The organism is Streptomyces sp. NPDC004658, assembly GCF_040609555.1.
Classification (GTDB): domain Bacteria; phylum Actinomycetota; class Actinomycetes; order Streptomycetales; family Streptomycetaceae; genus Streptomyces.
The window spans coordinates 1-23,973 of sequence record NZ_JBEXKG010000122.1; the positions used below are offsets into that span (position 1 = coordinate 1).

Sequence of the window (23,973 nt, forward strand, 5' to 3'; positions counted from 1 at the left end):
AGACGACACGACACCCCGTCCTTCCCGCCGAAACACCGCCCCTACACCTGACCAGCGGAAACAGACCCGCCGCTCTCGGAAAGACAACGGCTTCTGATGTCTGGTGCTTCGGTCTGCTGGTGGGTGAGCCGTTTGCGCTGGCGCGTCGTGCGCAAGATCTGGGCAGCCATCCACCAGGCGAGGACGTGGCGCTGATCCGGGCGCAACGGCCAGTGCGGTGTGAGCGCCCAGTCCGGGTCGTTCATGATGACCTTCAGTACTGTTTCGGCGTGTCCCTCGAGGGAGGTGAACAGTTCCTCGACATGGTGGTGAGGGACTCCTTCGGCACTGATCCCCCAGTAGTAGCCGGTCTCAGCAGCGATGCCGGTGGGCGTCACGGTGAACGGTTCATTGATCGTGTCGAGCCGTCGCACCATCAGCTGGTACTTGCGGCGTGCTACGTGCTGGGCGAAGTGCTTCAGGTACATTTGCGGCACTGTGTGATCCCGGGTGCCCCCTGCCTTGGCCGCGCGCTTCCCCGACGACGCCTTACCCACCGGCTGCCCTCCCCTGTTCGGCTTTTCACGCCAGTCATACAGGGGACTGAGCAGAAAGTGTCATTGGATTTGCGGGGAACCGCAGGTTGTCTACTGGCTGGGCTGGTGCTGCGACTCGGCGTGCTGGGCAAGCGCGCTGAGGGCGTCACCGGTCAGCGTGAGTACCTGCACGAACTGCTCATCGGGTCTCAATGCGTCCAGGCCGGCGCGCGTGAGGGTGGCGTGCCAGTCCTTTCTGCGGAGATGGGCCGGCCCGGTGGAGCGGGGGCCTTGCAGGACACGCAGCGGGCGGATCAGCGTGTCGTTGTCCCCTCCGCTGGAGGAGACCCATGCTTCGAGACAGTTGATGCTTTGCGCCTCGGAGTCGGTCACTCCGGGAAGGCGTCGGAGGGCCTTGACATTCAGGTAGTCGATGACGCCTTTGGCGAGCAGCAGTATGAGGGTGTCGGCTTCGTGCTGCTCGCTGCTGGTGGGCATGTGCAGGCCCTCGAAAGCGATCTGGTCGGCGGGGTGCCATGGCTTGTAGACCGCTTGTCCCAGAAGCGTGCCCAGGGCGGTGCTGAAGTGCTCTCGTGCGGCGAACAGTCGGCGTAGCGGGTCGGGCGGTCCATCGGTCCATCGGCCGAGGATGTCGCGGTCGAAACGGCCCTCGTCGCGTCCTCCGCTGGGCGGGACGTTGAAGCTGAGCCAGTGATCGCGTTCTTCGGCTGGCAGGTCACGTCCGAGGTCTCCGAGGTAGACCTCGATGAGGCCGTCGGGGTTGGTGCCGATGGAGATGCCCCAGAGTCCCAGGCAGCTCAGGCGGCCGTTCTCGATACGGTAGCGGGACGGCTGAGAGGTGTACCTGTTGAGGACCTCGCGCCGGAAGTAGACCCGGGTCAGGTAGTGCGGGGTGCCGCGGTCCGTGAAGTAGTTGCTCAGCTTGTCCGGCTCGCACGTGGAGGTGACGGGCTCCCCGGTGTTGGGGTCGATCGCGACCGTAAATTCCGGGAACCGGCGTTCGGGGGTGTGCGGACGGGCCAGTTCGGCGGGGTCTGCGTCGATGGGCAACACAATCTGCTTTCCGACCAGCCGTACGAAACCCGGGCGATCCGCTGAGTGGAGGTCTCCACTGTGGAAGGAGAAGTGCCGCACCTCCGAGCGGTCGGCGGCGTCGATCGCCGGGTCGGGGACGTGATCGAGCCGGGTAATGCGGTCGTGCTGAATCACCAGCAGGCGGCTCCGTGCGGCGAGGTAGCGGCGCAGGGGGAGGGCGCGATGTCGATGCGCAGTTCGGTGTCGGTGCGTCGGGGTCGCACCAGTTCGTGGTCACGGCCGGCGTCGTCGAGGTAGTACCAGGAGCCGTCGTTCCTAGGGATGGCGTCGAAGTACCACAGAAAGGAGGGGGTGAACTCCAGCGTCGGTTCGGCGAGCCCGTGATGGGTTCGGCGCTGGACGAAGAACTCCGCGTGCTCCTCTTCGTCTCGCAGTCCCTCTTCGAAGACCGTACGCTTCTCTGGGTAGAAGGTGCTGATCCCGGCGGCGCCGATCGCTGCCTGAGTCCAGGTGTACTCCTGAAGGGCACGTGCCCGTGTCTCAGGACGGGCCAGGTAGCTGCTGATCCCCCAGTCGAAGCTGTCCTGGACGGGCTCACCGAGGACCGTGACCCACTCGGTGGGCGTGGCGGTGAGCGGAGCCAGGTAGCCATCCGGCCTCGCGTATTCGGGAAGGTCGTCACAGCTTCCGCTGCTGTAGATTATCGCCACGACCACAAGTGTAGGAAAGCGGAGGTCAAACCGGCGCACGGTTTTCGCCCGAGTGCCACCTCACCCGGCTACCGTACGCAGCGGTGCGGCAGCTGGCGAGCGGCCCAAATGTCGCCTCCCACCCATGTGCTTGCTCTTTCTGCTTGGCGTTCATGCTACGCACCGTCGTCGATGTGCAGCGTCCAGCGAGACACGAAGCCACTGTGGGATCCGAGCCGGGTGGCAAGTCCGCGCAGTGCCGCGTAGCCATCGTCGCGTTCACCAGTGTTGCCGGCGCAGAGCAGCTGTTCGCAGGGATCGATGAGGTGGGCTTGGACGAGCCCAGGTCCGTCGTGGTCCACCGTCCTCGCCCACCAGTCGCAACCAATACGGGTGAACGCGACGAGCTGAGCTGGGTCTTCCCTTGCGTGCTGACCGGTGTCGCGAGCGTGATGGATAGCCAAGCCAGCCCGACGCAGTTCCCGCGCGAGAATGCCAACGCTGTGGGCCGGGGTGTCGGCGAGCCGGTCGCGTGCTGCGCGGGCCAGCTCAGAAAAGGCATAGGCCTCGTAGCCGGGGAGACAGGTGGCAAGGAGACTTCGAACTTCGTCGGTGCCGAAGAGTTCTGCGACCCGATCAGTGCTGGATCTCATAGTGGTCTTTCTTGTCGGCCCCGCGCCAGACACCACCGTCCTCCGCCAAGTGGCTCTCGCACAACGCCGAGTCGTGTGACCGTAGCCACAGCGCGGCTGACGAAAATGTTGATCTGCGCGGGCCTGTAGTGGCGCCAATGCGCTCGCTGGGACGTCCTCACCGGACCCCGGTCTCAGGCGTCGCTGCCCAGCGAGTCAAGGGCGGGGCTGCCGCTCACCACTGCGAGGGGGAGCCGGTCGTACTCGAGCAGATCGCGGGGCAGGGTGAGTCCGAAATGCCTCTCGATCACGCCCAGGGACATCGCGATCCGGTGCTGGTGCCGCTCGGCACTCACGCGCAGGTGATCCCCGGTCGGCAGGATGATGCCCGTTGCCGTCAGGTCCTCCTGCAGCAAATCCGGCTGGGTCCCCCATCGTCGTCGCTCCTCGCCGAGGCCGAACGAGCACAGCAGTTCACCGTCCGCGGCGTAGGAGAAGAGCGGAGGCGGGTGAAACGCCTGAGGGTCGAGATTTACGGCCTCCACGCCGTCGCGCGAGATACGCGTGAGGATGTCGTGCCGGGTGCCGCGGCTTTCCCCGTACTCGGCGGCGAATGCCCATCCGTCCGCCTGCCCGATCCGGGCGACGCCGACGTCGGGATCACTCAGGAGAGCGACTGCTTCCTGCGCCGTGACCGTCGCACGCGCGGCAGCGGGACTGGCCCCCAGGCGTACGGCCAACTCATCCGGTGTGATGCCACGGGCGAAGGTGACGCTGTAATACCACTCGGACTCCGCCAGCCAGCGCACGTCTTGGATCGCCATGACCACATCCTGCCGTACGGTCGCGAGCGGGACCGTACCGGCGGCATAGGTCCCCCCGGCGAATTGGCGCCGAGCGCCGGGGTGTCAGTCGTGCTGCCACCAGGTCACGACAAGGCCGGTCAGGAAGCCCCCGATGCGGCGCACGGCTCCGCTCAGGAGCGCTACGGCGACGAGGCGCCGCCAGGGGGCAGGGACGGGTGCCGTGTTGTCCGTGTGCGGGGCGGCAGAGGGCATGCGGTCGATCTTCGGCATGGTGGGTGTCCTCTTGGTCGGGCACGGCGCGGTGGCGCGCCGTGCGGAATGTGTTCTGGGACCAGTGAGCCAGAGCCGCACGCCCGCGAAAATTCCTGCCTCTCGGGGTTGTAATGGTGGACATGGCGCGAGGAGCACCGAGTCCGGCAGATGTCCAGGTGGTCCGTGAACTGGCGGCGCGGGAACTGGAGGTGACGGCAAGCCAGTTGGAGAGCTGGCGGCGGGCGGGGTTGTTGCCGCGGCACCGGCGCCGGGGGCTCGGGCGTGGCCGTGGTTCGGTGGTGGACGCGGTCGATCCGGTGGTGGTGGAGAGCGCGGCGGCGTTGGCGCGGCATCTTCGGCAGGGGCGGGACCGGCGGCTGGCTGTGCTGGAGTGGTTCGCCGAGGCCGGTATGCCGGTGATGCCGGGGGCGGTTCCGGTGCCGGAGCCCCCGATGCAGGCCGTTCGCCAGGCCCTGGTGTGGGTGCTGCAACGGTCGGCGTCGCAGCGCCTGGTGGAATTCGCCCGCCACGCTGCCGGGGCGGGTGAGGAAGGGCTGGAGACGCTGTATCAGGCTGCCCGGCGGCTGATGAAGCCGTACCGCGGGGCGGCGGACCCCGCTCTGGTGCGCGCGGCGCTCGAAGCCGGCGAGGACGTGCCGGTCGAGGCGGAGAGGCCGGACTCCAGGAGCATGGTGCACCTGGTCGCCGCGATCGGCTTCGGGGCGCATGAAGTCGGGGCGCAGCTGGCCGAGGCGTTCGCCGCGTCCGGCATGTTCGACCTGAGGGAGTGTCTAATCAACGGCGGATCTGATGATCAAGGAGATGCGTCTGATGACGGAGACCGCCGTGGAGAACGAGCAGGCCGAGCAGGTGGTTCAGGCACCGTCGAGTGCGGTGTCGGACGAGCAGCTCGTTGCGATGCTGGTCGACCGGGCCCGCAACGAGGGGCTGCAGCTGACCGGCGAGGGCGGGCTGTTGCAGCAGCTGACCAAGCGGGTGCTGGAGTCCGCCCTGGAAGGCGAGATCACCGACCACGTCGGCTATGAGAAGCACGACCCGGCCGGGAAGAACAACGGCAACAGCCGCAACGGCACCCGGGCGAAGACCGTGCTGACCGACGTCGGCCCGGTGGAGGTGAGAGTGCCCCGCGACACCGCCGGCACCTTCGAGCCGCAGATCGTCAAGAAGCGGCAGCGCCGCCTGACCGGCATCGACGAGATGGTGCTGTCCTTGTCCGCGAAAGGTCTCACCCATGGGGAGATCTCCGCGCACCTCGCCGAGGTCTACGGGGCGGAGGTGTCCAAGCAGACCATCTCCACCATCACCGACAAGGTGATGGACGGCATGGCCGAATGGCAGAACCGGCCGCTCGACCGCGTCTACCCGGTTCTGTTCGTGGACGCCATCAACGTCAAGATCAGGGACGGGCAGGTCGCGAACCGCCCGATATACGTGGTGATGGCCGTGACCGTGGACGGCACCCGCGACATCCTCGGCATCTGGGCCGGCGACGGCGCCAAGTACTGGCTGCACGTATTCACCGAGCTGAAGAACCGCGGCCTGGACGATGTGCTGATGCTGGTCTGTGACGGGCTCAAAGGCCTGCCCGAGGCCGTGGAGACCGTCTGGCCTCGCACGATCGTCCAGACGTGCGTGGTTCACCTGCTGCGGAACTCGTTCCGTTACGCGGCCCGTCAGGACTGGGACAAGGTCGCCAAGGCACTCAAGCCCGTCTACACCGCACCCAGCGAGGATGCGGCCACGGAGCGGTTCCTGGAGTTCCAGGAGTCCTGGGGGACGAAGTATCCGGCGATCGTGAAGCTGTGGTCCGACGCCTGGGCCGAGTTCGTGCCCTTCCTCTCCTTTGACGTCGAGATACGCAAGGTCATCTGCAGCACGAACGCGATCGAGAGCGTCAACGCCCGCATCCGCAAAGCGGTCCGTGCCCGCGGACACTTCCCCAACGAGGCCGCCGCCCTCAAGTGCATCTACATGGCACTGATGAGCCTGGACCCGACTGGCAAGGGCCGCAAGCGCTGGACCATGCGCTGGAAGGCACCCCTCAACGCGTTCCAGATCGCCTTCGAGGGCCGCCTGACCCCGAGCAACAACTGACCACTCAACAACCAAGATCAACCGTTAAGTTGACACACCCGTGACCGGCGGCAACCAGCGGGTGATCCTCACACTCAACCCCAAGGCCACCTACAACGACGGCACCCCGATCGACTGGCGGGCCGTGAAGGCGACCTGGCAGGCCAACAACGGCTCGAACAAGGACTACAACGCGACCAACACCGAGGGTTACCGGAACATCGTCTCGGTCACCCGCGGCGCCGACGACCGGCAGGCCGTCATCGACTTCAAGGGAGTCGACCCGTGGTGGTCGAGCCTGTTCACGACGTTCCTGCATCCCAAGGCCGCCACGGTCGCCAACTTCAACGACGCCTATGTGAAGAAGGCGCATCCCGAATGGGGCGCGGGTCCCTACACCGTAGGCACCTTCGACACCAAGAGCGGCAACCTCACCTTCGTCCGCAACCCGAAGTGGTGGGGCAAGAGAGGCAAACTCGACAAGCGCGTCTACGTCAACCTGGACTCCGAGGCCGCGATCAACGCCTTCAAGAACGGGCAGGTCGACTATGCCGCCACAGGCAGCGCCGAGGGCTTGAAGCAGATCAGCGGAGTCAACGGAACCGAGATCCGTCGTGGCGGCAGCCCCTTCGAGTACTCGCTCTACGTCAACGCGAAGTCCCCGGTGCTCAAGGACATCGGAGTGCGCAAGGCACTGCTGGAGAGCATCGACAGGACACAGGTCGCCAAGATCCAGTTCCAGGGCCTGGACTACTCCGAGCCTCTTCCCGGCTCGGCACTGCTCTACAGCTTCCAGAAGGGCTACTCGGACAACGTCTCATCGGTGATCAAGTACTCGCCCGACGACGCCAAGAAGACTCTCGACGCGGCCGGCTGGAGGGCCGACGGCAACGGCGTCCGGGAGAAGAACGGCAACAAGCTCAGGGTGGGCTACACCCTGCTCGGCGACGACCCGCTGGAGAAGGCAACGGCCAACGCGTTCGCCGCCATGCTCAAGCCGGTCGGCATCCAGGTCGACATCAAGAAGGCGGACGAAGCCGATTTCTCCAAGATCCTCAGCGATCGCGACTTCGACCTCTTCCTCTCCGGCAACCGCTCGACGGACCCCTTCGGCGCTCGCTACCTGTACCAGTTCTACGGCACCGACAGTGACTCCAACCTGACCGGCACCGGAACCCCCGAACTGGACAAGGAGATCCACGCGGCGTCCCGGATATCCGACCCCGCGAAGCAGACGGCCCAGGCCAACGCGATCGAACGCAAGGAACTCGCGCAGTACGCCTTCCTGCCGCTGTACAGCGGTCCCTCCGTCTACGGTGTCAAGAAGGGACTGGCCAACGTCGGCGCCACGATCTTCGGCACCCCCCTGCCGGAGACGGTCGGCTGGCAGAAGTGACGCTGCGCCGCCGTGGGGGCGTCCTCGCGCCGTCTTGATCCCGTGACGCCAGGGTCCCGGGGACGTCACCCACGGCCCGCGCTCTGTCAGATCGGCAAGGGTTGTGAGCTGCCCAAGACGCAGATCGTCCCGATCACCGACGAGGCCCTCAGCGACCTCCTCTCGCAGACGGCCGACAGCGGGCACGGTGCACCCCGATCCTGGCGGGGCAGCCCTGGCGGCATCTGCCTGCGCCGGTTCGGGCGGTTCTGGCCCGCTTTCCGTGAACCGGTCAGGGGGCAGGCGACGCGGCTCACCGGCTGGGGGCCCTGGCGCGCTTCTGTGCGAGAAAGTCTCGCGCCGCGGAGATGACCCGGTCGAGAACGTGCTGCCGGTCCCCTCCGATGCCCGGCGCATCGCCTCGCGTGAGGCGAAGTCGTCTGATGCCCGATCGTGATCCACGGGTGTACAACCCCGTGTGGATCACGGCTGTCCAAAGCGTGCCGGAGGGTATCTCCCGCGCCTTTCGGTAGAGAGATCGGGGATCAAGTGGGGAAGAAGCTATGGAGAGCCGCCCTGGCCGGTGGCGCGGCCGCTGTGTTCACCGGCATGGCCGCAGTTCCGGCCGGCGCGGCCGAAGGCGGGGCCTCGTTCACCCGCGTCCAGGTGAACGGCGGCAAGCCGATCGTGATCGGCGTGTCGAATGAGGTCGCGGTACCCGCCTCCTTCCGGATGGCGACCACCCACAAGTGGAAGTGGCCGGCGGTGTTTCTGTACCGCGGCGACACGGGTGATCGACTGTGGCACGCCATCGAGACAAGCGACTGCATCAAGGTGAGTTCGGGCGTCTGCGACTTCAACGAGACGATGTACTTCGACCCGAGCGAGTGGGACATGCACAACAGCGAGGCCGGAGCCTGGAAGGTCGCGGCCGAGGTGTATTTCCAGGGCGGCGGCGGTGACACTGATGACGAGGGCCTCACCGTCTACGTCAAGCGCAACTCCCGCCTGACCGTGAACGCCTCACCCGAGCCGGTGACCAAGGGCAGGACCATCACTGTGACCGGAAAGGTCACGCGAGCCAACTGGGAGACCAGGAAGTACGCCTCCTACGGAGGCCGCCTGGTGAGCCTGCAGTTCAAGCCCACCGGGGCCACCTCCTACACCACGGTGAAGAAGGTGTACGCGAACGGCTCGGGTGATCTCAAGACGACCGTGAAGGCGTCCAAGACGGGCACGTGGCGCTGGGCGTACTACGGCAACACCACCACCGGGCCGTCGACTTCGACCGGGGACAACGTCGTGGTGAAGTGATGTCCCTGGGCTGCCTCTCATGCCCGCAGTCGCTCCTCGACCCGATCTCGCGGGGCCTGCTCGGTGGCGGTGTCTTGAAGCGCCATGACCACATCCTGTCGTACGGTCGCGAGCGGTCCCGTCGGCGGCGTAGGTCCCCCTGGCGGGTGCCGAGCGCCGGGGGGTGTCAGTCGTGCTGCCACCAGGCCACGACAAAGCCGGTCAGGAAGCCCCCGATCCGCGGACGGCTCCGCTCAGCAGCGCCACGGCGACAAGGCGACCCCGCAAGACAGGCGCGGGCACCGTGGTGTCCGAGTTCGCGGCGGGAGAGGGCGTGCGGTCGTTCGCCGGCATCATGGGTGCCCTTGGTTCCCGAGTAGATCGAGAACTTCTCCAGGCTGCGCGTCTCCGCGATGGAGGAGGTATTGATCAGGTTCACTCCCGTGACGTGGAGATCGATCTGCCGCTGCCAGTCGTCGACCCTGAGCTCGTCGATGGCAGGTATAGGGCCTTTCCGCCGGCCGAGGCGATGTCGGCGGCGAGGGCGGAGAAGTTGTCCTGGCGGCGTGTGACGACGGCGGCAGCGGCGCCGAGTTCGGCGAGCCGGCGTGCGGTGGCTGGACCGATTCCGCTGGGGGCGCCGGCGGCCACGGCGACGCGGCCGTCTTCCTGCTCCTTGGGAATCGGTCGGCGTAGTCAGGAGGCGTCGTGGCAGGCGGTGGCGGCGGACTTGTCCTGCCAGGCCGCGAGGTCGTCCTGAAGGTTGCGGATCTTGACCAGTTGGCGTTCGATCGCGTCGCGCCCCAGGGCCAGATGCCCGGGGAGCTTGTCCCCGCTGGTGACCTCGTAGATCAGGGCAGCGCCCTTGACGGGGTCGCCGAGCTGGGTGTGGTTGGCGGTGTCGATCCAGTCCAGGGTGGCGTGGGCGGGTGTGCCGTCGTAGGCGGGGATGCGCTGAGCCGCGGTCGACAGGGAACTGGTGTCGAGGAAGTCGGTGCGGAAGACGCCGGGCTCCACGACCATGCTCTGGATCCCGAACGGCTCCAGCTCTGCTGCGAGCGCCTCGCTGATGCCGGCCACTGCGAACTTCGAGGCGCTGTACATGCTCACCCCGGGCTCCCCCTCGAATCCGGAGCGGGAGCCGATGTGCACGATCTTCCCTGCTCCGGCTGCTCGCATGACGGGCAGGACGGCGCGGGTCATGTTGATCAGCCCGAAGACGTTGAGGTCGAACAGGGAGCGTGCTTCGGAGTCGGTGATCTCCTCCAGCGCTCCGAGCAGGCCGCGGCCCGCGTTGTTGACGAGGACGTCGATGCCGCCGAAGTGCCGCACGGCCGTCTCGACGGCAGCCGTGATCTCCTCGCCGTGGGTGACGTCGAGTGCGACGCCGAGGACTCGGCCGGAGTGCTGCAGGTCCTTTGGCAGCTTCTGCGGGTTGCGGGCGGCGGCCACGACCGTGTCGCCGCCCCGGAGCGCGGCCCGCGCGATTTCCAGCCCCAGCCCGCGGGATGCGCCGGTGATGAACCAGGTCGCCATGAGATGCCTCCACATCGTCTCGTGAGAGAGTGCCCCGGCCGCCTCTGCCGGTGACCGGGCCCGGCTTCCACTGAAGCAGCTGTGAGCAGGCAGACGAGGCCGTAGAAGGGCCCGCCTGATCGGGGGACAAACCGGGCCACCCTCACGCCGCCGCATCCACGGCAACCGCGCGATCCTGGAGGGATGGACCCTGAGCACCCCGATGGCGCACCCCTGGCGGAATTCCTCCGCTCCGCCCGCGCGCGCCTGACCCCACAGCAGGCCGGACTCGACGACCCCGGCCTGGGCCGACGCCGGGTATCGGGCCTGCGCCGCGAAGAACTCGCCCGGCTGGCCGGTGTCAGCGTGGACTACTACACGCGCCTCGAACAGGGCCGCAGCCGCAGCGCCTCAGCGGAGGTCCTCGACGCGCTCGCCACCGCCCTGCGCCTGGACGACGCCGAACGCAGCCACCTGCACACGCTCGCCCGGCCCCGGCCCGCCCGGCGCCGCCACCCCCGTCCCCAACGAGTCCACCGCGCCACCTGGGACCTGCTGGACGCCCTCCAGCAGACCTGCCGTCCCGCCTTCGTCCTCGGCCGGCGCCTGGACGTACTGGCCCACAACCAGCTCGCCGGACGCCTGATCACCGACTTCCACACGCTGCCCGCAGCCGAGCGGAACCAGGCCCGCTTCGTCTTCCTCGACCCGCACGCGCGCGAGCTGTACCGGGACTGGACCCGCGTCGCCGCGGACACCGCCGCGATGCTCCGCCTCGACGCGGGCCGTCACCCGGACGACCCCGCCCTCAGCGCCCTGATCGGTGACCTGTCCCTGCACAGCAAGGAATTCCACCGTTTCTGGTCGGACAACAAAGTCCACCGGCGCACGACCGGCACCAAGGACTACCACCACCCCCTCGTCGGCGACCTCACCGTCACCTACCAGGCCCTCACCCCCGCAGACGACCCCGACCAGATCCTCTTCGTCTACGCCACCGAACCCGGCAGCCCGTCCGAGACCGCCCTGCGCCTGCTGGCCCACTGGAACACGGCCACAGCCGAAACCGGCAACGTCACAGCGCACCCCCCACGAGCACACCACTGACATACCAGCCCAGCCAGACACCACACGCCCCCCCCACCCACCCACGGGCGCGGTGGATACCCCACAGGTGCGGTGGATACCCCAACCACGGAGCCGTAACAGGCCCCACGGAACGGCACAAGCCCCACGCCCTGACCACCAGCCCGGGCCAGCTCGTGCTGTGCACGGGGGCGGACGTGGCCGCTCACTGCTCGCTACCGCCGTATCTGACGGTCCCTGTAGGGCGCTCGGGCCCCCTGTGTGAGGGGTCGGGGTGCAATGCAAACGTGGTGACTATGACCACTGACACACCAGCAGATGTGCGAGTCACCCAGGCATGGAGCCGGATCGTGGAATGGCTGGCCGACTACGCCCCGCCGTCGTACGCGGCCCTCAGGCCCGGCGCCTCCGACGACGAGATCGTGGCTCTCGAAGAAGCCCTCGGCGTGAGCGTTCCACAGGAGTTGAAGGCGCTGTGGCGGCTGTCCGCCGGTGAGGACGGCGTGGCCGGTTCGGGGCTCATGCTGGGCGACTGGGCTCTGATGCCGCTCGACGCCGTCATCGAGGTCTTCCAGATGCAGATGCGGTTCCAGGAGGAGAACGGCGAGGGTGAGGACGCCTTGGTGCTGTGGAAGCCATCGTGGATACCTTTCTGCTCCTTCAACCCCGACGACACCGTCTACGGCCTCTACCTGAACGGCGAGACCGGGGAAGTATGCAAGTGGACCAGGTTCGGGGAGCGCGAGCGGGAGTACGAGTCGCTGCCCGCCTACCTGGAACTCATGGCGGTCAGCCTGGAAGCCCCCTTGGCGGCGGCCGGGCCGCAGGAGCCCGGCATGATGGGCGGCGCCCTGGTGTGGGGGCCCCCTCCTGGCGGGGAGCACAGGGACCAGTGGGTGCGCCACCTCGGCCAGGCGCCGGCGCGCCATCCCGCGAAGACTCTCGGCGCGATCCGGGAAACTCTGCCCGGCGATGAGGGTGCGGAATTCGACGAGCAACGCGACGCCCTCGACCTGTCCGATCCCGAGGCCGTCGCCGCCTTCCGGGACTACTGGTGGGAGCGTGCCATACAGGCTCAGGAGCAACTGGAGGACGACGTTGCCGCCGCGCTGGGCGGGAACATCATGGTCCAGCCCGGCCGCAACCTGGCGCCGGAGTACGAAGCCATGCTGCCGCCCGCCATCCGCCACCTCCCGCCGTCCATGGACGACATCCGCGCCGCCCTACGCCACGACAGCGTCCGCGCACGGTTCGACCGGGAGTTCATGGACGCGATACCGCCGCACTATCCGGCGCTGCTGCTGCGGTGGTGGGACATCGCCCGCCTGATGGCCGACCCCCGCGGCGACCGCGCCGTACGCGCTGTCGTCAACGATCGTCGCACCTCGGGCTAGGCCGTGCCGAACGTTCCAGCGCCGCCTGGACAGCCGTATCGGCCCGGTCGCTGGAGCGGTGGCGGCGGGCGTCCTCGTGTGCCCGCCGCAGTGCCACCATCGCCAGGTCCGTCCCCGGCGGCGTGCTCACAGCTCGACGGCCCCGGACACCGTCGTGGGTGCCCTAGGGAGTGTCTTGCCGATCATGTGTCGAGCCAGATGAGTGTGCTGGCCAGGATGATCGCGGCGCGGTAGCGGGCGGGTTGCTTGTCGTAGCGGGTGGCGATGCCCCGCCACTGCTTGAGGCGGTGGAAGCAGCGTTCGACGACGTTGCGGCGCCGGTAGACGGCCCTGTCGAAGCCGCACCGGCGTTCGCCGCGCCGTGCCCTGCCCGCGAGCTGATCGACGCGCTCGGGGATGGTCGCCTTGATTCCGCGTCTGCGCAGGTAGGCGCGGAAGGAGCGGGCCGAGTAGCCCTTGTCGGCCACGACCCGTTCGGGCCGCCGCCGCGGTCGCCCAGGTCCAGGCCGCTCGACCCGGATGGCGTCGATGACGGCTTCGGCCTGCGTGCAGTCGTTGCGGGTGCCGGCCGTGACGAGGAAGGCCAGTGGCCGGCCGCGTCCGTCGCAGGCCAGGTGAATTTTGCTGGTCAGCCCGCCGCGGGAGCGTCCCAGTCCTCGTTCCTCGAGCCCCCTTTGGCGGCAGTGTGCTGATGAGCCCTGACGATCGTGGAGTCGAGTGCGACCAGCCAGTCCACCTCGGCCCGTGCCTGGGCCGCGGCCAGGAGCCGGTCGAAGGTGCCGTCGGCGGCCCAGCGGGCGAACCGCCCGTGCACCGTCTGCCAGGGCCCGAACCGCTCGGGCAGGTCCCTCCAGGGCACGCCGGTACGGAACGTGAACACGATGCCTTCCAGCACCTGGCGGTGATCCCGCCACCTGCCCCGGGCACGGCCCACCGGAGGCAACAACGGCTCGATCACCGACCAAGCGGCATTGGATATCTCCCCATCCCTCACGACCAGCCCAACGATCGGATGATCGGAAAGACATCCCTAGCACTGTTCAGGCGCGAACGATCAGGCGCTCCACCACAGCCGGGAGCGGCCGCCGTCGCACGTGTCCAGGTGTACGTGATGGATCGTCCCTGATCCCGCGACAAGACAGGTTTTGGTTGCGTTGTTGATCACTTGGTATCCCGTGGCAATACCGATGCTGTGCACGGTCCACAAGGCTGCCGGATCGTCGGCCAAACACTGCCTCATCACGGGCTGACCGTTGCGGGCGACCAGACACAGCTTGTCACCAACGTTCTGCCGAAGCTCGGTCAGCGTTTCAAGTTGAACGCTCATCAGCCAGGTCTGATAGGCGCCACCGTTGCAGCCTGTCGTGTAGGGCCCGTAGTCGGCCCTGTAATCCAGGCACTCGCCATCATCAGCCACGCTGTACACGTGCTGGTAATCCATCACCGCCTGTGCGGGTGCGGTACCCAGACCCCAACACAGCGCAGCGGCCGCACCTATGGCGGCAACCTTCCTCAGCACGTGTCCTCCCCCGCTTTCGTGGCATGACGTCTAGCCAGGGAGATTAAAGAGGACTACCAGCAGGCGTGGCAACGGCTCAACGAGCTCCTGCAACCGGGCACGTGGGCCGTGGGCATCAAACACGTCCTCGCCGCGGGTCAGGCCGGACAGCCGTGGCCGCACTACCGCAACGAACACGAGATGTGGGTCTAGGCCGCGCGCTCTACATGTCGATCACCGTAGTCGGGGGCGGAGCGACGGACCGGGGCCGGGTCCGTCCGCCTGGTCATGTCTCTTCCTCGGGAAAAAGACGGCGCGCCATCTCGATCACGAAGGCTGAGGGTCCAAGGGACATCCAGTATCCGGTCCTGGTCTCGTACCCGGACCCGACGATCATGGTCACGGTCGACTCGGCACGGGTGAGGGCGACGTAGAAGGTGCGCCTTTGCTCCTCGAGCTCCGCTTCCGTGGGCTTCCGCCATCTGTTCCCGCCGATAGGAACATCGCGCGGAATGAGGCCTTGCAGGAGGCCCGGCAGAATCACCGTGTCGAACTCTCGGCCCTTGGCCGCGTGGTAGGTGGCAAGCAGGACCTTTCCGACAACTTCCTCGCCGCGCGCGAGGTCCTGCAGCACAAGATCCTTGGACCGGCACAGACCGGCCAGGCCGTCGAGGCTGCTCGTGTTGTCCTGATCAGGGTGTCCCGCGGCTACCTCGTCGAGAGCCAAGCCGGCGCGCAGCTGCTCCAGCCAGACCAGGGCCGGGGCGTCGGCGGGGTAGAGCTCCCCGGGGTCGAGGCACTGTTGCAGAGCCCTGGGCAGGAAGAGCCGCGAGGGAGGCGGGGCGAGCTGAGCCTCGGTGCGCAGTGTGGTGAGGGCGCGGGCCAGGGAGGCAAGGGACGGCGCTTGCGCACGTCGCAGCATGTCGGCGCGGTCGGCGCCGGATGCGGCGTGGATCTGATAGTTGGTCACTGCGCGGGCCGCGCAGCGCTGGACGAAGCGGGAGAGGCTGCCCGCGGGCAGCTTGTCGTCGCCCTCGTGCCGGAAGTCCAGCTCGCGTCGGGTGAGCTCACGGCGTACGTCGTCGAGCAGGCGACCGCGAGCGGGGTAGAGGATGGCGATCCGCTCAGGGCTGATGCCCTTGCTCTGCGCCTGTTCGACAAGATCGCAGGCCACTCTGGCGTGGTCTTGGAGGCCTCCCTCGACCTGTTCAAGGTTGACGTCGCCTGGGGGTGCACCCTCGCGGGCGAGGCGGCCTCTAGAGAGCCCGAGGGCGGCTTCGGCGGCGGTGATGATGTCCTGGCCGCTGCGGTAGTTGACCTCCAGTTCGAGGTCTCGGAAGTCCGGTCGGTCTGCCAGTTCGGTCAGGTACTTGGCGTCGGCACCGGTGAAGCCGTAGACGGACTGGTCGGTGTCCCCGACGGCGAAAACGGTGATGCCGGCCAGGTCGCGCAGGGCGAGGACGAGCTTGTGAAGGACTCCGCCGAGGTCTTGGTACTCGTCGACGACGAGGTGGGGGAAGCGAGCACGCAGGAGGTCGCGGACGTGTGCGTGCTCCCTGACGAGGCGCACGGCCCGGATGACCATGGCCTCGAAGTCGATCTCGCCTCGGAGGATGAGCTGTTCATCGTAGAGGCGTGCGGCCTGGACTTCCCGCGGGTCGAAGCTGTCCAGGGCCTCGTTGCAGGCCAGGGCCCGGCGGATCTTGGTGCTCTGGGGCACGCGGTGCTGCGCGAGGACCTCGCCGATGCCGACCTGGTCAAAGCAGCGCTGCAGGAGCGCCTCGATGGCCGCCTTGCTGAGGACTTGTCCCGCCTCAGGCGCCGGCTGCCCGGTCAGGGGTCCGAAGGCGCGCAGAATCTCGTTCAGGCAGAAGGCGTGCACGGTGGAGCAGGTGATCCGCCCCTCGGCGCGCACGCCGCTGCGGTGGACGCGGCGGCGGATCTCCTCGGCCGCCGGGTTGGTGTAGGTGATGCAGGCCACGCCGCGGAAGGACGAGATCTGCGTCTGGAGGACGTAGGCGATCCGGGCGACGAGGGTGCGCGTCTTCCCACTTCCGGGGCCGGCCCGCAGAACGACGTTGCCGTCGTGGAGAACGGCGGCCCGCTGCCTGGGGTGCAGACTGTCGAGCTCCGCGAGCAGGGTGTCACTGACCTGTATCACTGCCCTGCCCGTTGACGTGCGGCGCCATGGGGCCGGGGAACAGTGACGTCCCACGGGCCGCACGGCTCCGCAACTGGAGAAAGTACGGCCAAGTCAAAGGCCCGGCACGCTCAGCCGGCTACTTCGTCAGTAGGCCCCCGGCTGCACGGATTGCCCACCGGGCGGTGGGGTCCGTCAGCACTCCTTGACCCAGATCATGCCGCGGCCAGACTCGGCCGGCGCCGTGATGCCGCTGTTGGGCCGTGGCAACGTACGACTTTCCCGACGATCTCCTGACCGCGCAGCGGGACCTCAACCAGGTGCGCGCCGACCTCGCGGCCCTGTACGAGCGGCTGCCGTACTCCGTGGAGCCGATGGAGGCCTGGCAGCGCCCCGAGGGCTACTGGCTCGCCACGTCGCCCGCGTATCCGGACTCGCCGGGCTGGTCGGAGCAGGAACGCAAGGGCGTCGCCACGCTGCAGGAGAGGGAACGCGAACTCACCGGCGTGATCCTCACGCACGCCTTCTGGGACACGGTCGCAGGGCCGGAGCGCCCGCACGCCCTCGCCGCGGCCTCGGACGGCCAGGAGTAGGAGGCGTAGCCGTGGCGGACACGCCGCCCGAGCCGCCACCCATCACGGTGGTCCTCCCGGACGGCCAGAAGTTCTCTGGGGCAGCGCCAGCGTGCGGTTCAAGTTCATGCAGCTCAGAAGCGGTTGGCACGACCATACCGTGTGCAACACGTGTGGTTCACGAAGGCATAGAGCGATTCACTCGGACGGTGATCGTGCTTCGTTGAGGCGATCGCGGATGGCCTGCCGCTCGGCTTCCTCACGCAAGAGAGTGGGGGCCGGCCCTCCGCTGCTATCCGCCGTTGAACACCGCGGCGATTGCGGAAACGACACCCGCACCGGCTGCAACCGCAGCAAACTTCTCATTTGGCGAGAGCCGACTCCACCAGGAGCCCGCTGGTACCTCCCCTGTGACAAGGAGAAGCGGTCTCTGTGCCCTTCGAGTGATCCACGTACCGAGTCCTCCGATGAGAATCATGGCCATGGATGCGCGCCCCAACAACAGCGACGCATGGGGGTCGAGGTGCTTATATTCGGCGGGGTCGATGAGCGGCCCGACAGTATGAGCCATCACCACCAGCACGGCCATCAGTACGCCGCCACCAAGCAGGTTCCCCGACCAGCTCGACCTCGCCCTCCCTGGCTCGTGGCCTCCGCTTTTCCTCAGGATTTGTTCCAGGACAGCTCGTCGGCCGTGGACCCAAGTCGCCTCCTCGCCTGACACATGGACCTCAACCCGTTCTAGGTCGATATCGATGCGAACCCGGCGTTCCGCGCCCTGACCTTCGAATGCAAGGTTGGTCCAATCCTGGCTGCTGCTGCCTGTAGCTTGCTCAACGGCTGTCGCCAGCTCGCTCAAGGTCGCGTATGAGAACTCGATGCCATCACGCTGGGTCGAGATATGGACGGATGTCCCAGGAAGGCCCTCAGCGGCAACACTGAACAGGCGATCCAACTCGCTGCGTCCGAGACGGCATTTCCGCAAGGTCAGAGGGCCAGGGTTCACGATCTGAGAAGGCTGCGGCATGGATTGCATTGTGGCCGGTTACCGAAAGAGTTGGAGGCTGTGTAGCCGATCCGCGACGAGATCGGCACACGCAAGCAGCACTGCCAGGCGCACTCGTGCCTGGGCACGTCTGGCCTACCGGTGTGTGGCTTCGCGCTGGTTCAAGGCCCGGGTCAGCTCACGGTTGGCGGCGCGGGCCGCCTCCAGCTCCGCGTCTCGCTCCTCTAGTCGTGCGGTCAACTCGGTGTTCATCTGTTCCAGGCGCACGACCTGGCGCTGGAGTTCTTCATAGTCGGCGGGGGCGCCCAGTCCCGATTCGCGCCACGTCTGTTCGCCCATGAGCTCTGACAGGCGCCGCTCCAGGCGCCGGATCTGTGTGACGAGCCGGGTATTGCGGGCGTGGGAGTTGGCGAGGTCGGCTTGAAGTGACGCGAGGCTGACGGGGGGGCCGGCGGAGTATGGCGATTCGTGCGGCTGGCGTTCGGCCGTGTGGATCAGCGTGAGCAGGTCGCGGTGGCGGTAGAGGAAGGTGCGGTCGCCGCCGGCGGCATCGGCGCGCCCAGCGGCTCGCGCGACAGGTTCACCAGCAGAAAGTCGCTGCCACCCGCACCCAGCCGCTCCAGCCGCTCGTCGACATACTGGTCGAACGCCTGCACCACGAGGAAGTCCAGCGGCTGCACCCACGCCGTCTTCGACTTCGACCACGCACGATTCGAGTTCGCCCGGCGCCGCACATGCACGTGCGCACCCTCCTCGTCGCAGCCCAGAGCACGGGAGTCGGGCAGCAGATGGCAGTCACTGCGACGCAGCCCGGCCACCTGGCCGCGCCGCAGACCCACCCGGCCGTGCAGCAGCACGATCAGCCGGTCCCGGGCGCTGCGGCACGCCAGGAACATCGCCACGAGTTCGTCGTCCCGGGCACGGTCGACGTCCGCCTTCGGCTCCTGCAGGCGGTGCCGGGCCCGCAGCCGGTAGTAAAGACCCGTCTCCTCCCCCTTCGCCTCCTCCGGAAGATCCCGGCTGTCCGCCAGCTCATACAGCTGCCCCAGCACCGACCGAGGTGCCGCGCCCACCGACACGGCGTACGACAGCAGGCCGCGCACCGCGGCCAGCACGCCGTTCACCCGCCGCTCGCCCCGCACGGGCCGGGTGCCCGGGCCCCACACGACTGTCGAGGTCTCGGTGCCCAGCCGGGCCGGGGAATGGCGCAGCCACACCATGAACAAGCCCAGGTCCCGTGCCGCCTCTTCCCACTGTCGCCCCGTCGCCCGGCACCAGCGGAAGTAGAAAGCGGCCCCGCTGGCGTACGACCGTGTCGTCAGCTCCGTCCGGCTACGCCCGAACCGCAGGAACCGAAGCCACTGGTCGGCGACCGGCACCACACACAGATCGTCATCGATCACTGTCCAGTACCGCGCACCGGACGGCAGATCCACGGGAAACGCCCGCACGTGCAACTCCTTCGTCGTAACGGTCCATACAACAACCCGCCACAGAGCCACACCCCCCGAGAACGAGCCTCAGAAGATCAACGAGATCCATCCGCGCCACGTCACACCACAGCTTCGCTCGCCCTAGAAAACAGAAGGTCGCAGGACGCCTCCACGAACGCCAGCAGACACCCGAGGGCTGGCTGTTCAGGGTTTCCGTCCCGGCCTGGCAGAACACCGCTGACGGCGCCGTAGAGCCCGCCTGGTACACGGTGTGGGTGAAGGCCCCCGACCACGTGGAGCGCGTCGCCGGCGTCCGCTACGACGATGTCCCCACCACCCGTCTTCCGCCGCCGTCGGCCATGGAGCAGCTGCTCGGACCGCGCCGGCCTCCCGGCTGGGTGCTCGCGAAGTCGGGCGGCCGCGGGCCCGGCGACGCCGTGCTGCACGCCCCGGACTGCGAGGAGGCACCGGAGGGAGCACCCGTGCTTTCGGTGGAGCGGGCCATGGATGCTGCGGAGAAGGCCGGCGTCCGGCTGTGTTCGCTGTGCGGCGCCGCAGCCGAGCTTGAGCCGCTGCTGCGTGGCTTCGATCACCTTGGCGACGGCGGCTGATCTCGGCCCCTGCAGGTGAGGGCGCGGCGCCCTGGTCGGCCCGGTGGCCATCTTTTCTTCGCGGGCGGGTAAGGGGCGCGCAGCCAGCCCCCGTTGGTGCTCGACCGGAAAGTGCCCGGTCACGGACCCGGCGGCGCTACAAAGGTCTGACAAGGTGTCGGCCGACCAGGTGACGCCATCTGCTGACAGGCAGAACGGACTCACTGACGGCCTCCGAGGGAGGGAAGACCGCATGGCAGAGCCCGCACTGGCTGACGCGCTGGAAAACGCGATCGGCCACTACATGACAGCTGTCGCCGAGAAGCTGCTGGCCGAGGGGACGCCCGTCAGCTCTGTCAGTGCTTGGGGCCGATACGACGATGATGAGGACCGGGAGAAGCACCACAACGACGTTGAGGGCAACGTCAACCTCAACGAGAGTTTCGTCCGTCGGATCCTTCCGGATGCCGAAGCTGGGCTGCACTGGTCCGGGACGTCCGGCTGGTGCCTGTGGGTCATGCCCAAGGGCCGGGTGGGCACCGGCGACTCCTTCTACGACGGTGCACGTTGGCTGGGCGCCGGCCTGATCCCCGAGCCCGACCGCGTGGCGGCCTTCCTCTCCTCCTGGCAACTCGATCCGCACGCGGCGGGCAGCAGCGACCGCCCCTTCTACCGCCAGCCCCTTCAGGACCTCCCCGGCCTGTGCGAACGGCTGCGGGTCTACCGGCGCGTCGACTACGGCAACCCGAGCTATGAGCTGCGCTTCGACAACGCCCGCTGCGGGGCCTACTACGACCGCACGGTCCAGGCGCTGACCTCCCGTGACGACGACATCGTCAACGTGCCCCTGCGCAGGAGCGAGCTGAAGGCGCTGCTGCACCTGCTGGAGTTCGCCGACGGCAGCAGTCACAAGCCCGTGCGTCTGTTTGCCCACTACCTGGCCGGGGACATCGCCCAGCGTCGCGGTGAACCCGGCAGCGTCAACGAGCACCACCGGGCGCTGGCGTACGCGATCGAGGCCAAGGAGCGCAAAGAGCAGGCGGAACGCCGGCAGCAGAAGGACGACGACGGGGGTAGGAGAGAGCCAGGCCGTGACCCCGGCCGGACGGCAACGTTGGACACGGCAGCGCGTGCATGAACATCCGACCCCCCGCGGATACGCGTGTGAGGCCCCGCACCGGCGCAGCAGCGCAGGGCGGGGCCTCACGACGTCCAAGCGCTGCCTCTGCTCTTGATCGGCAACGGGAGGGTGCGAGTTGTGCGTCAGGTGCGCAACGGCCCGGACGCCGGGGCCGGCGCGCGGTCAGCCCGCTGGCACCGGGCCGGAGTCGTCGCCTTCCTGCGTGACCAGCTCCGCCGTCAGATCTGCACTGGCCAGGGGCGATGCCCCTGGCCGGTGACACTGATCGTCGACTCGCAGTCCGTCAAGGCAGCCGAGACCGTCTCCAAGGCCACCCGCGGCTTCGACGCGGGCAAGAAAATCAACGGACGCAAGAGACACATCGCCGTCGACACCCTCGGGCTTCCCGTGATGATCACGGTGACGCCCGCCGACACCACCGACCGGGACGCCGCCCGCGAACTCCTCTGGCGCTTGCGCGTCATGCAGCCCCAGATCACCCAGATCTGGGCCGACTCCGCCTATGCCGGCCAGCTCACCACCTGGTCCGACGACTTCCTCAAGATGACCCTGAAGACTGTCTCCCGGCCCCGCGGCGCGAAGGGCTTCGTCGTCCTGCCCCGGCGTTGGAAGGTCGAACGGACCCTGGGCTGGATCATGAAATCCCGGCGCAACGTCCGCGACTACGAGCGCTTGCCCCAGCACTCGGAAGCGCACCTGACCTGGGCACTCATCACGCTGATGACCCGCAGGCTCACCCGCAAGGGACCTCAGCCCAGGTGGTCGAGGAAGTCCCCTGCATAAGATCCCCGGATGGCAATACCCAGCTATCTCCTGCTAGGGCCACGAGTGGCCATCCGTCACGTCTGCCGTGAGGACTTCGAGGAGCGGGCAGCACTGGCCCGAGACAGCGCCGACATGCTGCAGCGTTGGCTTGGAGTCCGCGAGCAGACCAAGGAAGCCTTCGACAACTACCTTGCCCGGCTGGAGCAGCCCGCCCACGAGGGTTTTGTGATCTGCCTGCGCAGCACAGGCGAGATCGTCGGTGGAGTCAACATCAACAACATCGTCCACGGCAGCTTCCAAAGCGGGTGTCTGGGTTACACCGCCTACCGCTCCACAGCCGGCCACGGCTACATGACCGAGGGACTCAGGCTCGTCATCCAGTACGCCTTCGACAAGCTCGAGCTACACCGGCTGGAGGCGAACATCCAGCCCGACAACACTTCCTCCCTGAACCTGATCAAACGCCTCGGATTCCGGCGCGAAGGCTACTCAACCGCCTTCCAATTCATCAACGGTGCATGGAGAGATCACGAGCGCTGGGCCCTCACAGCGGAGTCCAGCGACACTACCGAACCCGCTGCGAACTGACCCGGGATCTCAGACAGGCACTGAGCGGGTTCGACCACATCACCGACTCCTGACCTGCCGTGGTCGGGTCTGTGGTCGGGGCGACCGGTGCCGTGGTCGGGCCTGTGGTCAGGGTGTGTCGCCGGAGTAGTAGAAGCGACAGCTCACACCCGGACCGGGCGTGCGGGGTTCGCCGGGGCGCGGGTCGTACAGGGCGCGGCCGCCGGGCCACCGCGACAGTTCGGTGGACAGGGCGACGCCGTCGTCGACTTCCTCGGTCCGCCAGCCGTGGATGTCCAGCAGCAGGCCGTCCAGCGGCCCGCCGACCAGTTCGGCGTAGGTCCGGTGTGGGAGCGGGCCGGGGTGGGAGTCGTCGTGTTCCGCGCCGTAGACCCGGCCGTTCAGCAGCTGCTCATCGCCGTTCATCCGACCAAGCGTTGCAGCCGCCACCGACAACGCGGGCTTGCCCAGGGCTGCCTTGGGCTTGCCCGCGTGGTCGGTGGCCGCGGCTTGCCCGGGTCAGGTGCGGAAGCGGGAGAGCCAGCCGCCGGCCTTCTGCGCGGCGGCCTGTTCCTCTGCCTCCTGGCGCAGGCGCTCCTGCTCCTGGCGCTCGCGTTCGTCGGCTTCGGCCTGCTTCTCGGCTGCGACGGCCCGGTCCTGGCAGTCCTCGCACAGGTGCGGGTGCGACTGGCGCTTGCTCCAGTCCCGGGTGTAGCCGATCGCCTCCCACCGGTCGTCGGTGAACTTCCGCCCGCAGTCCGCGCAGACCGGCCGCCGCGCCTCCCGCTGTGCGGCTTCCCGCTCCGCACGGCGCCGCTGCTCTTCCCGGGCGGCCTGGCGACGCCGGGCGAGGTAAGCGTCCCGGCGGGCATTGCCGATCGCCTCCAGCAGCGGCCGAAGCGCCAGAAGGCAGGCCCGGCCGGGCCGTGTGCGCGCAGCTCCTCCAGCGTGGTCGCCACGATCGGGATGCAGCGGTCGTAGGAGTGGTAGCCGCCCTCGGGATGCCACCGCCCTTGCCAGTGGTGACGGGTGAGGTCGGCGACCCTGGCCATCTGGCTCTTGGCGGAGCGCTGGCCGACCTGGTGGAAGACGAGCAGGACCGGCGGGTGCACCCGCTCGTACTCATCGGAGGGGGGTGCGGACCAGCGGGTGCGCCACATCGGTTTCTCGATGCCGTCGGTGTCCTTCTCCTGCCGCTGGAAGAACCGGGCGTACTTGTCGAACTTCTGGGCGATGAGGACGGCTTCCTCGGTGCAGTTGTCGGCCTCGATGAACAGCAGCGGCACCCCGGCCTCCGGGGCGATCAGGACGACGTCGGCGCGGGCGGTGCCGATCGCGGGGTTCTTCCAGGTGCCCTTCACCGGGAGCGCGACCTCGGTGGCGTAGGAGGCGAGGGTGCCGATCCCGTCGGGTGCGTCGACGGCGGCCCGCGCGGCCGCGACCGCTTCGGCCGGCTCCCGCTGTCCAAGTACTCCTCTGAGTGCACCACCGAGTACGAAGTTGTGTGCACCACAGCTCAGGCGACGTCGGTGTCCCGCTCGATGGCCTGGAGGC

Annotated in this window: 26 protein-coding genes and 2 pseudogenes; 10 read left to right on the top strand and 18 right to left on the bottom strand. The window is 67.9% G+C overall.

What is annotated here, in order from left to right:
- Positions 1 to 41: 41 nt before the first annotated feature.
- The 6 genes from ABZV94_RS30375 to ABZV94_RS30400 all read right to left on the bottom strand — a co-directional run bounded on the left by ABZV94_RS30375 (position 42) and on the right by ABZV94_RS30400 (position 3,968).
- Complete coding sequence (locus ABZV94_RS30375) at positions 42 to 536, bottom strand: DUF4238 domain-containing protein (RefSeq protein ID WP_356345984.1); 495 nt, start codon at positions 534 to 536, stop codon at positions 42 to 44.
- A gap of 90 nt (positions 537 to 626) precedes the next feature.
- Positions 627 to 1,745, bottom strand: coding sequence for a hypothetical protein (locus ABZV94_RS30380; RefSeq protein ID WP_356345985.1), 1,119 nt, complete (start codon positions 1,743 to 1,745; stop codon positions 627 to 629).
- Complete coding sequence (locus ABZV94_RS30385; protein ID WP_356345987.1) at positions 1,742 to 2,281, bottom strand: hypothetical protein; 540 nt, start codon at positions 2,279 to 2,281, stop codon at positions 1,742 to 1,744. The genes ABZV94_RS30380 and ABZV94_RS30385 overlap by 4 nt, the downstream gene beginning before the upstream one ends.
- A 155-nt stretch (positions 2,282 to 2,436) precedes the next feature.
- Complete coding sequence (locus tag ABZV94_RS30390; protein ID WP_356345990.1) at positions 2,437 to 2,913, bottom strand: hypothetical protein; 477 nt, start codon at positions 2,911 to 2,913, stop codon at positions 2,437 to 2,439.
- 173 nt (positions 2,914 to 3,086) lie between these two features.
- Positions 3,087 to 3,716: a DUF6461 domain-containing protein gene (locus ABZV94_RS30395; RefSeq protein ID WP_356345991.1), complete on the bottom strand. Its 630-nt coding sequence runs from the start codon at positions 3,714 to 3,716 to the stop codon at positions 3,087 to 3,089.
- A gap of 84 nt (positions 3,717 to 3,800) precedes the next feature.
- Complete coding sequence (locus tag ABZV94_RS30400; protein WP_356345993.1) at positions 3,801 to 3,968, bottom strand: hypothetical protein; 168 nt, start codon at positions 3,966 to 3,968, stop codon at positions 3,801 to 3,803.
- Positions 3,969 to 4,868: 900 nt separating this feature from the next.
- Here ABZV94_RS30400 and ABZV94_RS30405 point away from each other — a divergent pair.
- The 3 genes from ABZV94_RS30405 (at position 4,869) to ABZV94_RS30415 (ending at position 8,733) form a co-directional block, all read left to right on the top strand.
- Positions 4,869 to 6,065, top strand: a complete 1,197-nt coding sequence (locus ABZV94_RS30405; RefSeq protein WP_356346034.1) for an IS256 family transposase — start codon at positions 4,869 to 4,871, stop codon at positions 6,063 to 6,065.
- A gap of 40 nt (positions 6,066 to 6,105) precedes the next feature.
- Positions 6,106 to 7,440 (top strand): ABC transporter family substrate-binding protein, encoded by a 1,335-nt coding sequence (locus tag ABZV94_RS30410; protein ID WP_356345996.1) that lies wholly within the window; start codon positions 6,106 to 6,108, stop codon positions 7,438 to 7,440.
- A gap of 528 nt (positions 7,441 to 7,968) precedes the next feature.
- Complete coding sequence (locus ABZV94_RS30415) at positions 7,969 to 8,733, top strand: hypothetical protein (protein ID WP_356345998.1); 765 nt, start codon at positions 7,969 to 7,971, stop codon at positions 8,731 to 8,733.
- Between the two features lie 166 nt (positions 8,734 to 8,899).
- Here the strand turns inward: ABZV94_RS30415 and ABZV94_RS30420 are convergent, their stop codons facing one another.
- The 3 genes from ABZV94_RS30420 to ABZV94_RS30430 are packed head-to-tail and all read right to left on the bottom strand — an operon-like array spanning position 8,900 to position 10,248.
- On the bottom strand, positions 8,900 to 9,151 hold the full coding sequence (locus ABZV94_RS30420; RefSeq protein ID WP_356346000.1) for a hypothetical protein: 252 nt from the start codon (positions 9,149 to 9,151) through the stop codon (positions 8,900 to 8,902).
- Positions 9,148 to 9,363 carry an SDR family NAD(P)-dependent oxidoreductase gene (locus ABZV94_RS30425; protein ID WP_356346003.1) on the bottom strand — a complete coding sequence of 72 codons (216 nt, stop codon included), beginning with the start codon at positions 9,361 to 9,363 and terminating at the stop codon, positions 9,148 to 9,150. The genes ABZV94_RS30420 and ABZV94_RS30425 overlap by 4 nt, the downstream gene beginning before the upstream one ends.
- A 45-nt stretch (positions 9,364 to 9,408) precedes the next feature.
- Entirely contained in the window at positions 9,409 to 10,248 is an 840-nt protein-coding gene (locus ABZV94_RS30430; RefSeq protein ID WP_356346005.1) for an SDR family NAD(P)-dependent oxidoreductase, read from the bottom strand.
- 183 nt (positions 10,249 to 10,431) lie between these two features.
- On the opposite strand from ABZV94_RS30430, the gene ABZV94_RS30435 reads away from it, so the two are divergent.
- Positions 10,432 to 11,334, top strand: a complete 903-nt coding sequence (locus ABZV94_RS30435) for a helix-turn-helix transcriptional regulator (protein WP_356346007.1) — start codon at positions 10,432 to 10,434, stop codon at positions 11,332 to 11,334.
- Between the two features lie 299 nt (positions 11,335 to 11,633).
- Positions 11,634 to 12,707 (top strand): SMI1/KNR4 family protein, encoded by a 1,074-nt coding sequence (locus tag ABZV94_RS30440; protein ID WP_356346009.1) that lies wholly within the window; start codon positions 11,634 to 11,636, stop codon positions 12,705 to 12,707.
- 182 nt (positions 12,708 to 12,889) lie between these two features.
- Here ABZV94_RS30440 and ABZV94_RS30445 read toward each other — a convergent pair.
- The 3 genes and pseudogenes from ABZV94_RS30445 to ABZV94_RS30455 all read right to left on the bottom strand — a co-directional run bounded on the left by ABZV94_RS30445 (position 12,890) and on the right by ABZV94_RS30455 (position 16,366).
- Positions 12,890 to 13,701, bottom strand: a pseudogene (locus tag ABZV94_RS30445) (IS5 family transposase).
- 60 nt (positions 13,702 to 13,761) lie between these two features.
- Entirely contained in the window at positions 13,762 to 14,226 is a 465-nt protein-coding gene (locus ABZV94_RS30450) for a ricin-type beta-trefoil lectin domain protein (protein WP_356346011.1), read from the bottom strand.
- 265 nt (positions 14,227 to 14,491) lie between these two features.
- Positions 14,492 to 16,366: an ATP-dependent helicase gene (locus tag ABZV94_RS30455; RefSeq protein ID WP_356346013.1), complete on the bottom strand. Its 1,875-nt coding sequence runs from the start codon at positions 16,364 to 16,366 to the stop codon at positions 14,492 to 14,494.
- A gap of 242 nt (positions 16,367 to 16,608) precedes the next feature.
- Between ABZV94_RS30455 and ABZV94_RS30460 the strand changes: the two genes are divergently transcribed.
- On the top strand, positions 16,609 to 16,938 hold the full coding sequence (locus ABZV94_RS30460) for a nucleic acid-binding protein (protein WP_356346015.1): 330 nt from the start codon (positions 16,609 to 16,611) through the stop codon (positions 16,936 to 16,938).
- 271 nt (positions 16,939 to 17,209) lie between these two features.
- On the opposite strand, the gene ABZV94_RS30465 is transcribed toward ABZV94_RS30460, so the two are convergent.
- The 3 genes from ABZV94_RS30465 to ABZV94_RS30475 all read right to left on the bottom strand — a co-directional run bounded on the left by ABZV94_RS30465 (position 17,210) and on the right by ABZV94_RS30475 (position 19,374).
- Positions 17,210 to 17,944 carry a hypothetical protein gene (locus ABZV94_RS30465; protein ID WP_356346017.1) on the bottom strand — a complete coding sequence of 245 codons (735 nt, stop codon included), beginning with the start codon at positions 17,942 to 17,944 and terminating at the stop codon, positions 17,210 to 17,212.
- Between the two features lie 114 nt (positions 17,945 to 18,058).
- On the bottom strand, positions 18,059 to 18,262 hold the full coding sequence (locus ABZV94_RS30470) for a hypothetical protein (RefSeq protein WP_356346020.1): 204 nt from the start codon (positions 18,260 to 18,262) through the stop codon (positions 18,059 to 18,061).
- Between the two features lie 155 nt (positions 18,263 to 18,417).
- Entirely contained in the window at positions 18,418 to 19,374 is a 957-nt protein-coding gene (locus ABZV94_RS30475; protein ID WP_356346021.1) for a site-specific integrase, read from the bottom strand.
- 257 nt (positions 19,375 to 19,631) lie between these two features.
- On the opposite strand from ABZV94_RS30475, the gene ABZV94_RS30480 reads away from it, so the two are divergent.
- The 4 genes from ABZV94_RS30480 to ABZV94_RS30495 all read left to right on the top strand — a co-directional run bounded on the left by ABZV94_RS30480 (position 19,632) and on the right by ABZV94_RS30495 (position 22,440).
- Positions 19,632 to 19,967, top strand: coding sequence for a DUF6233 domain-containing protein (locus ABZV94_RS30480; RefSeq protein ID WP_356346024.1), 336 nt, complete (start codon positions 19,632 to 19,634; stop codon positions 19,965 to 19,967).
- Between the two features lie 232 nt (positions 19,968 to 20,199).
- On the top strand, positions 20,200 to 21,084 hold the full coding sequence (locus tag ABZV94_RS30485) for a hypothetical protein (protein WP_356346026.1): 885 nt from the start codon (positions 20,200 to 20,202) through the stop codon (positions 21,082 to 21,084).
- A gap of 129 nt (positions 21,085 to 21,213) precedes the next feature.
- Positions 21,214 to 21,870: an IS5 family transposase gene (locus tag ABZV94_RS30490; protein ID WP_356346037.1), complete on the top strand. Its 657-nt coding sequence runs from the start codon at positions 21,214 to 21,216 to the stop codon at positions 21,868 to 21,870.
- 9 nt (positions 21,871 to 21,879) lie between these two features.
- The gene (locus ABZV94_RS30495; RefSeq protein WP_356346029.1) at positions 21,880 to 22,440 is read left to right on the top strand and encodes a GNAT family protein; all 561 of its coding nucleotides are present in this window, start codon (positions 21,880 to 21,882) and stop codon (positions 22,438 to 22,440) included.
- 108 nt (positions 22,441 to 22,548) lie between these two features.
- Here ABZV94_RS30495 and ABZV94_RS30500 read toward each other — a convergent pair whose 3' ends face one another.
- The 3 genes and pseudogenes from ABZV94_RS30500 to ABZV94_RS30510 form a co-directional block, all read right to left on the bottom strand.
- Positions 22,549 to 22,845: a hypothetical protein gene (locus ABZV94_RS30500; protein ID WP_356346031.1), complete on the bottom strand. Its 297-nt coding sequence runs from the start codon at positions 22,843 to 22,845 to the stop codon at positions 22,549 to 22,551.
- A 93-nt stretch (positions 22,846 to 22,938) separates the two neighbouring features.
- Positions 22,939 to 23,427: a hypothetical protein gene (locus ABZV94_RS30505; RefSeq protein WP_356346040.1), complete on the bottom strand. Its 489-nt coding sequence runs from the start codon at positions 23,425 to 23,427 to the stop codon at positions 22,939 to 22,941.
- A gap of 224 nt (positions 23,428 to 23,651) precedes the next feature.
- A pseudogene (locus tag ABZV94_RS30510) lies at positions 23,652 to 23,780 on the bottom strand (hypothetical protein); the annotation flags it as partial.
- Between the last annotated feature and the right edge of the window lie 193 nt (positions 23,781 to 23,973).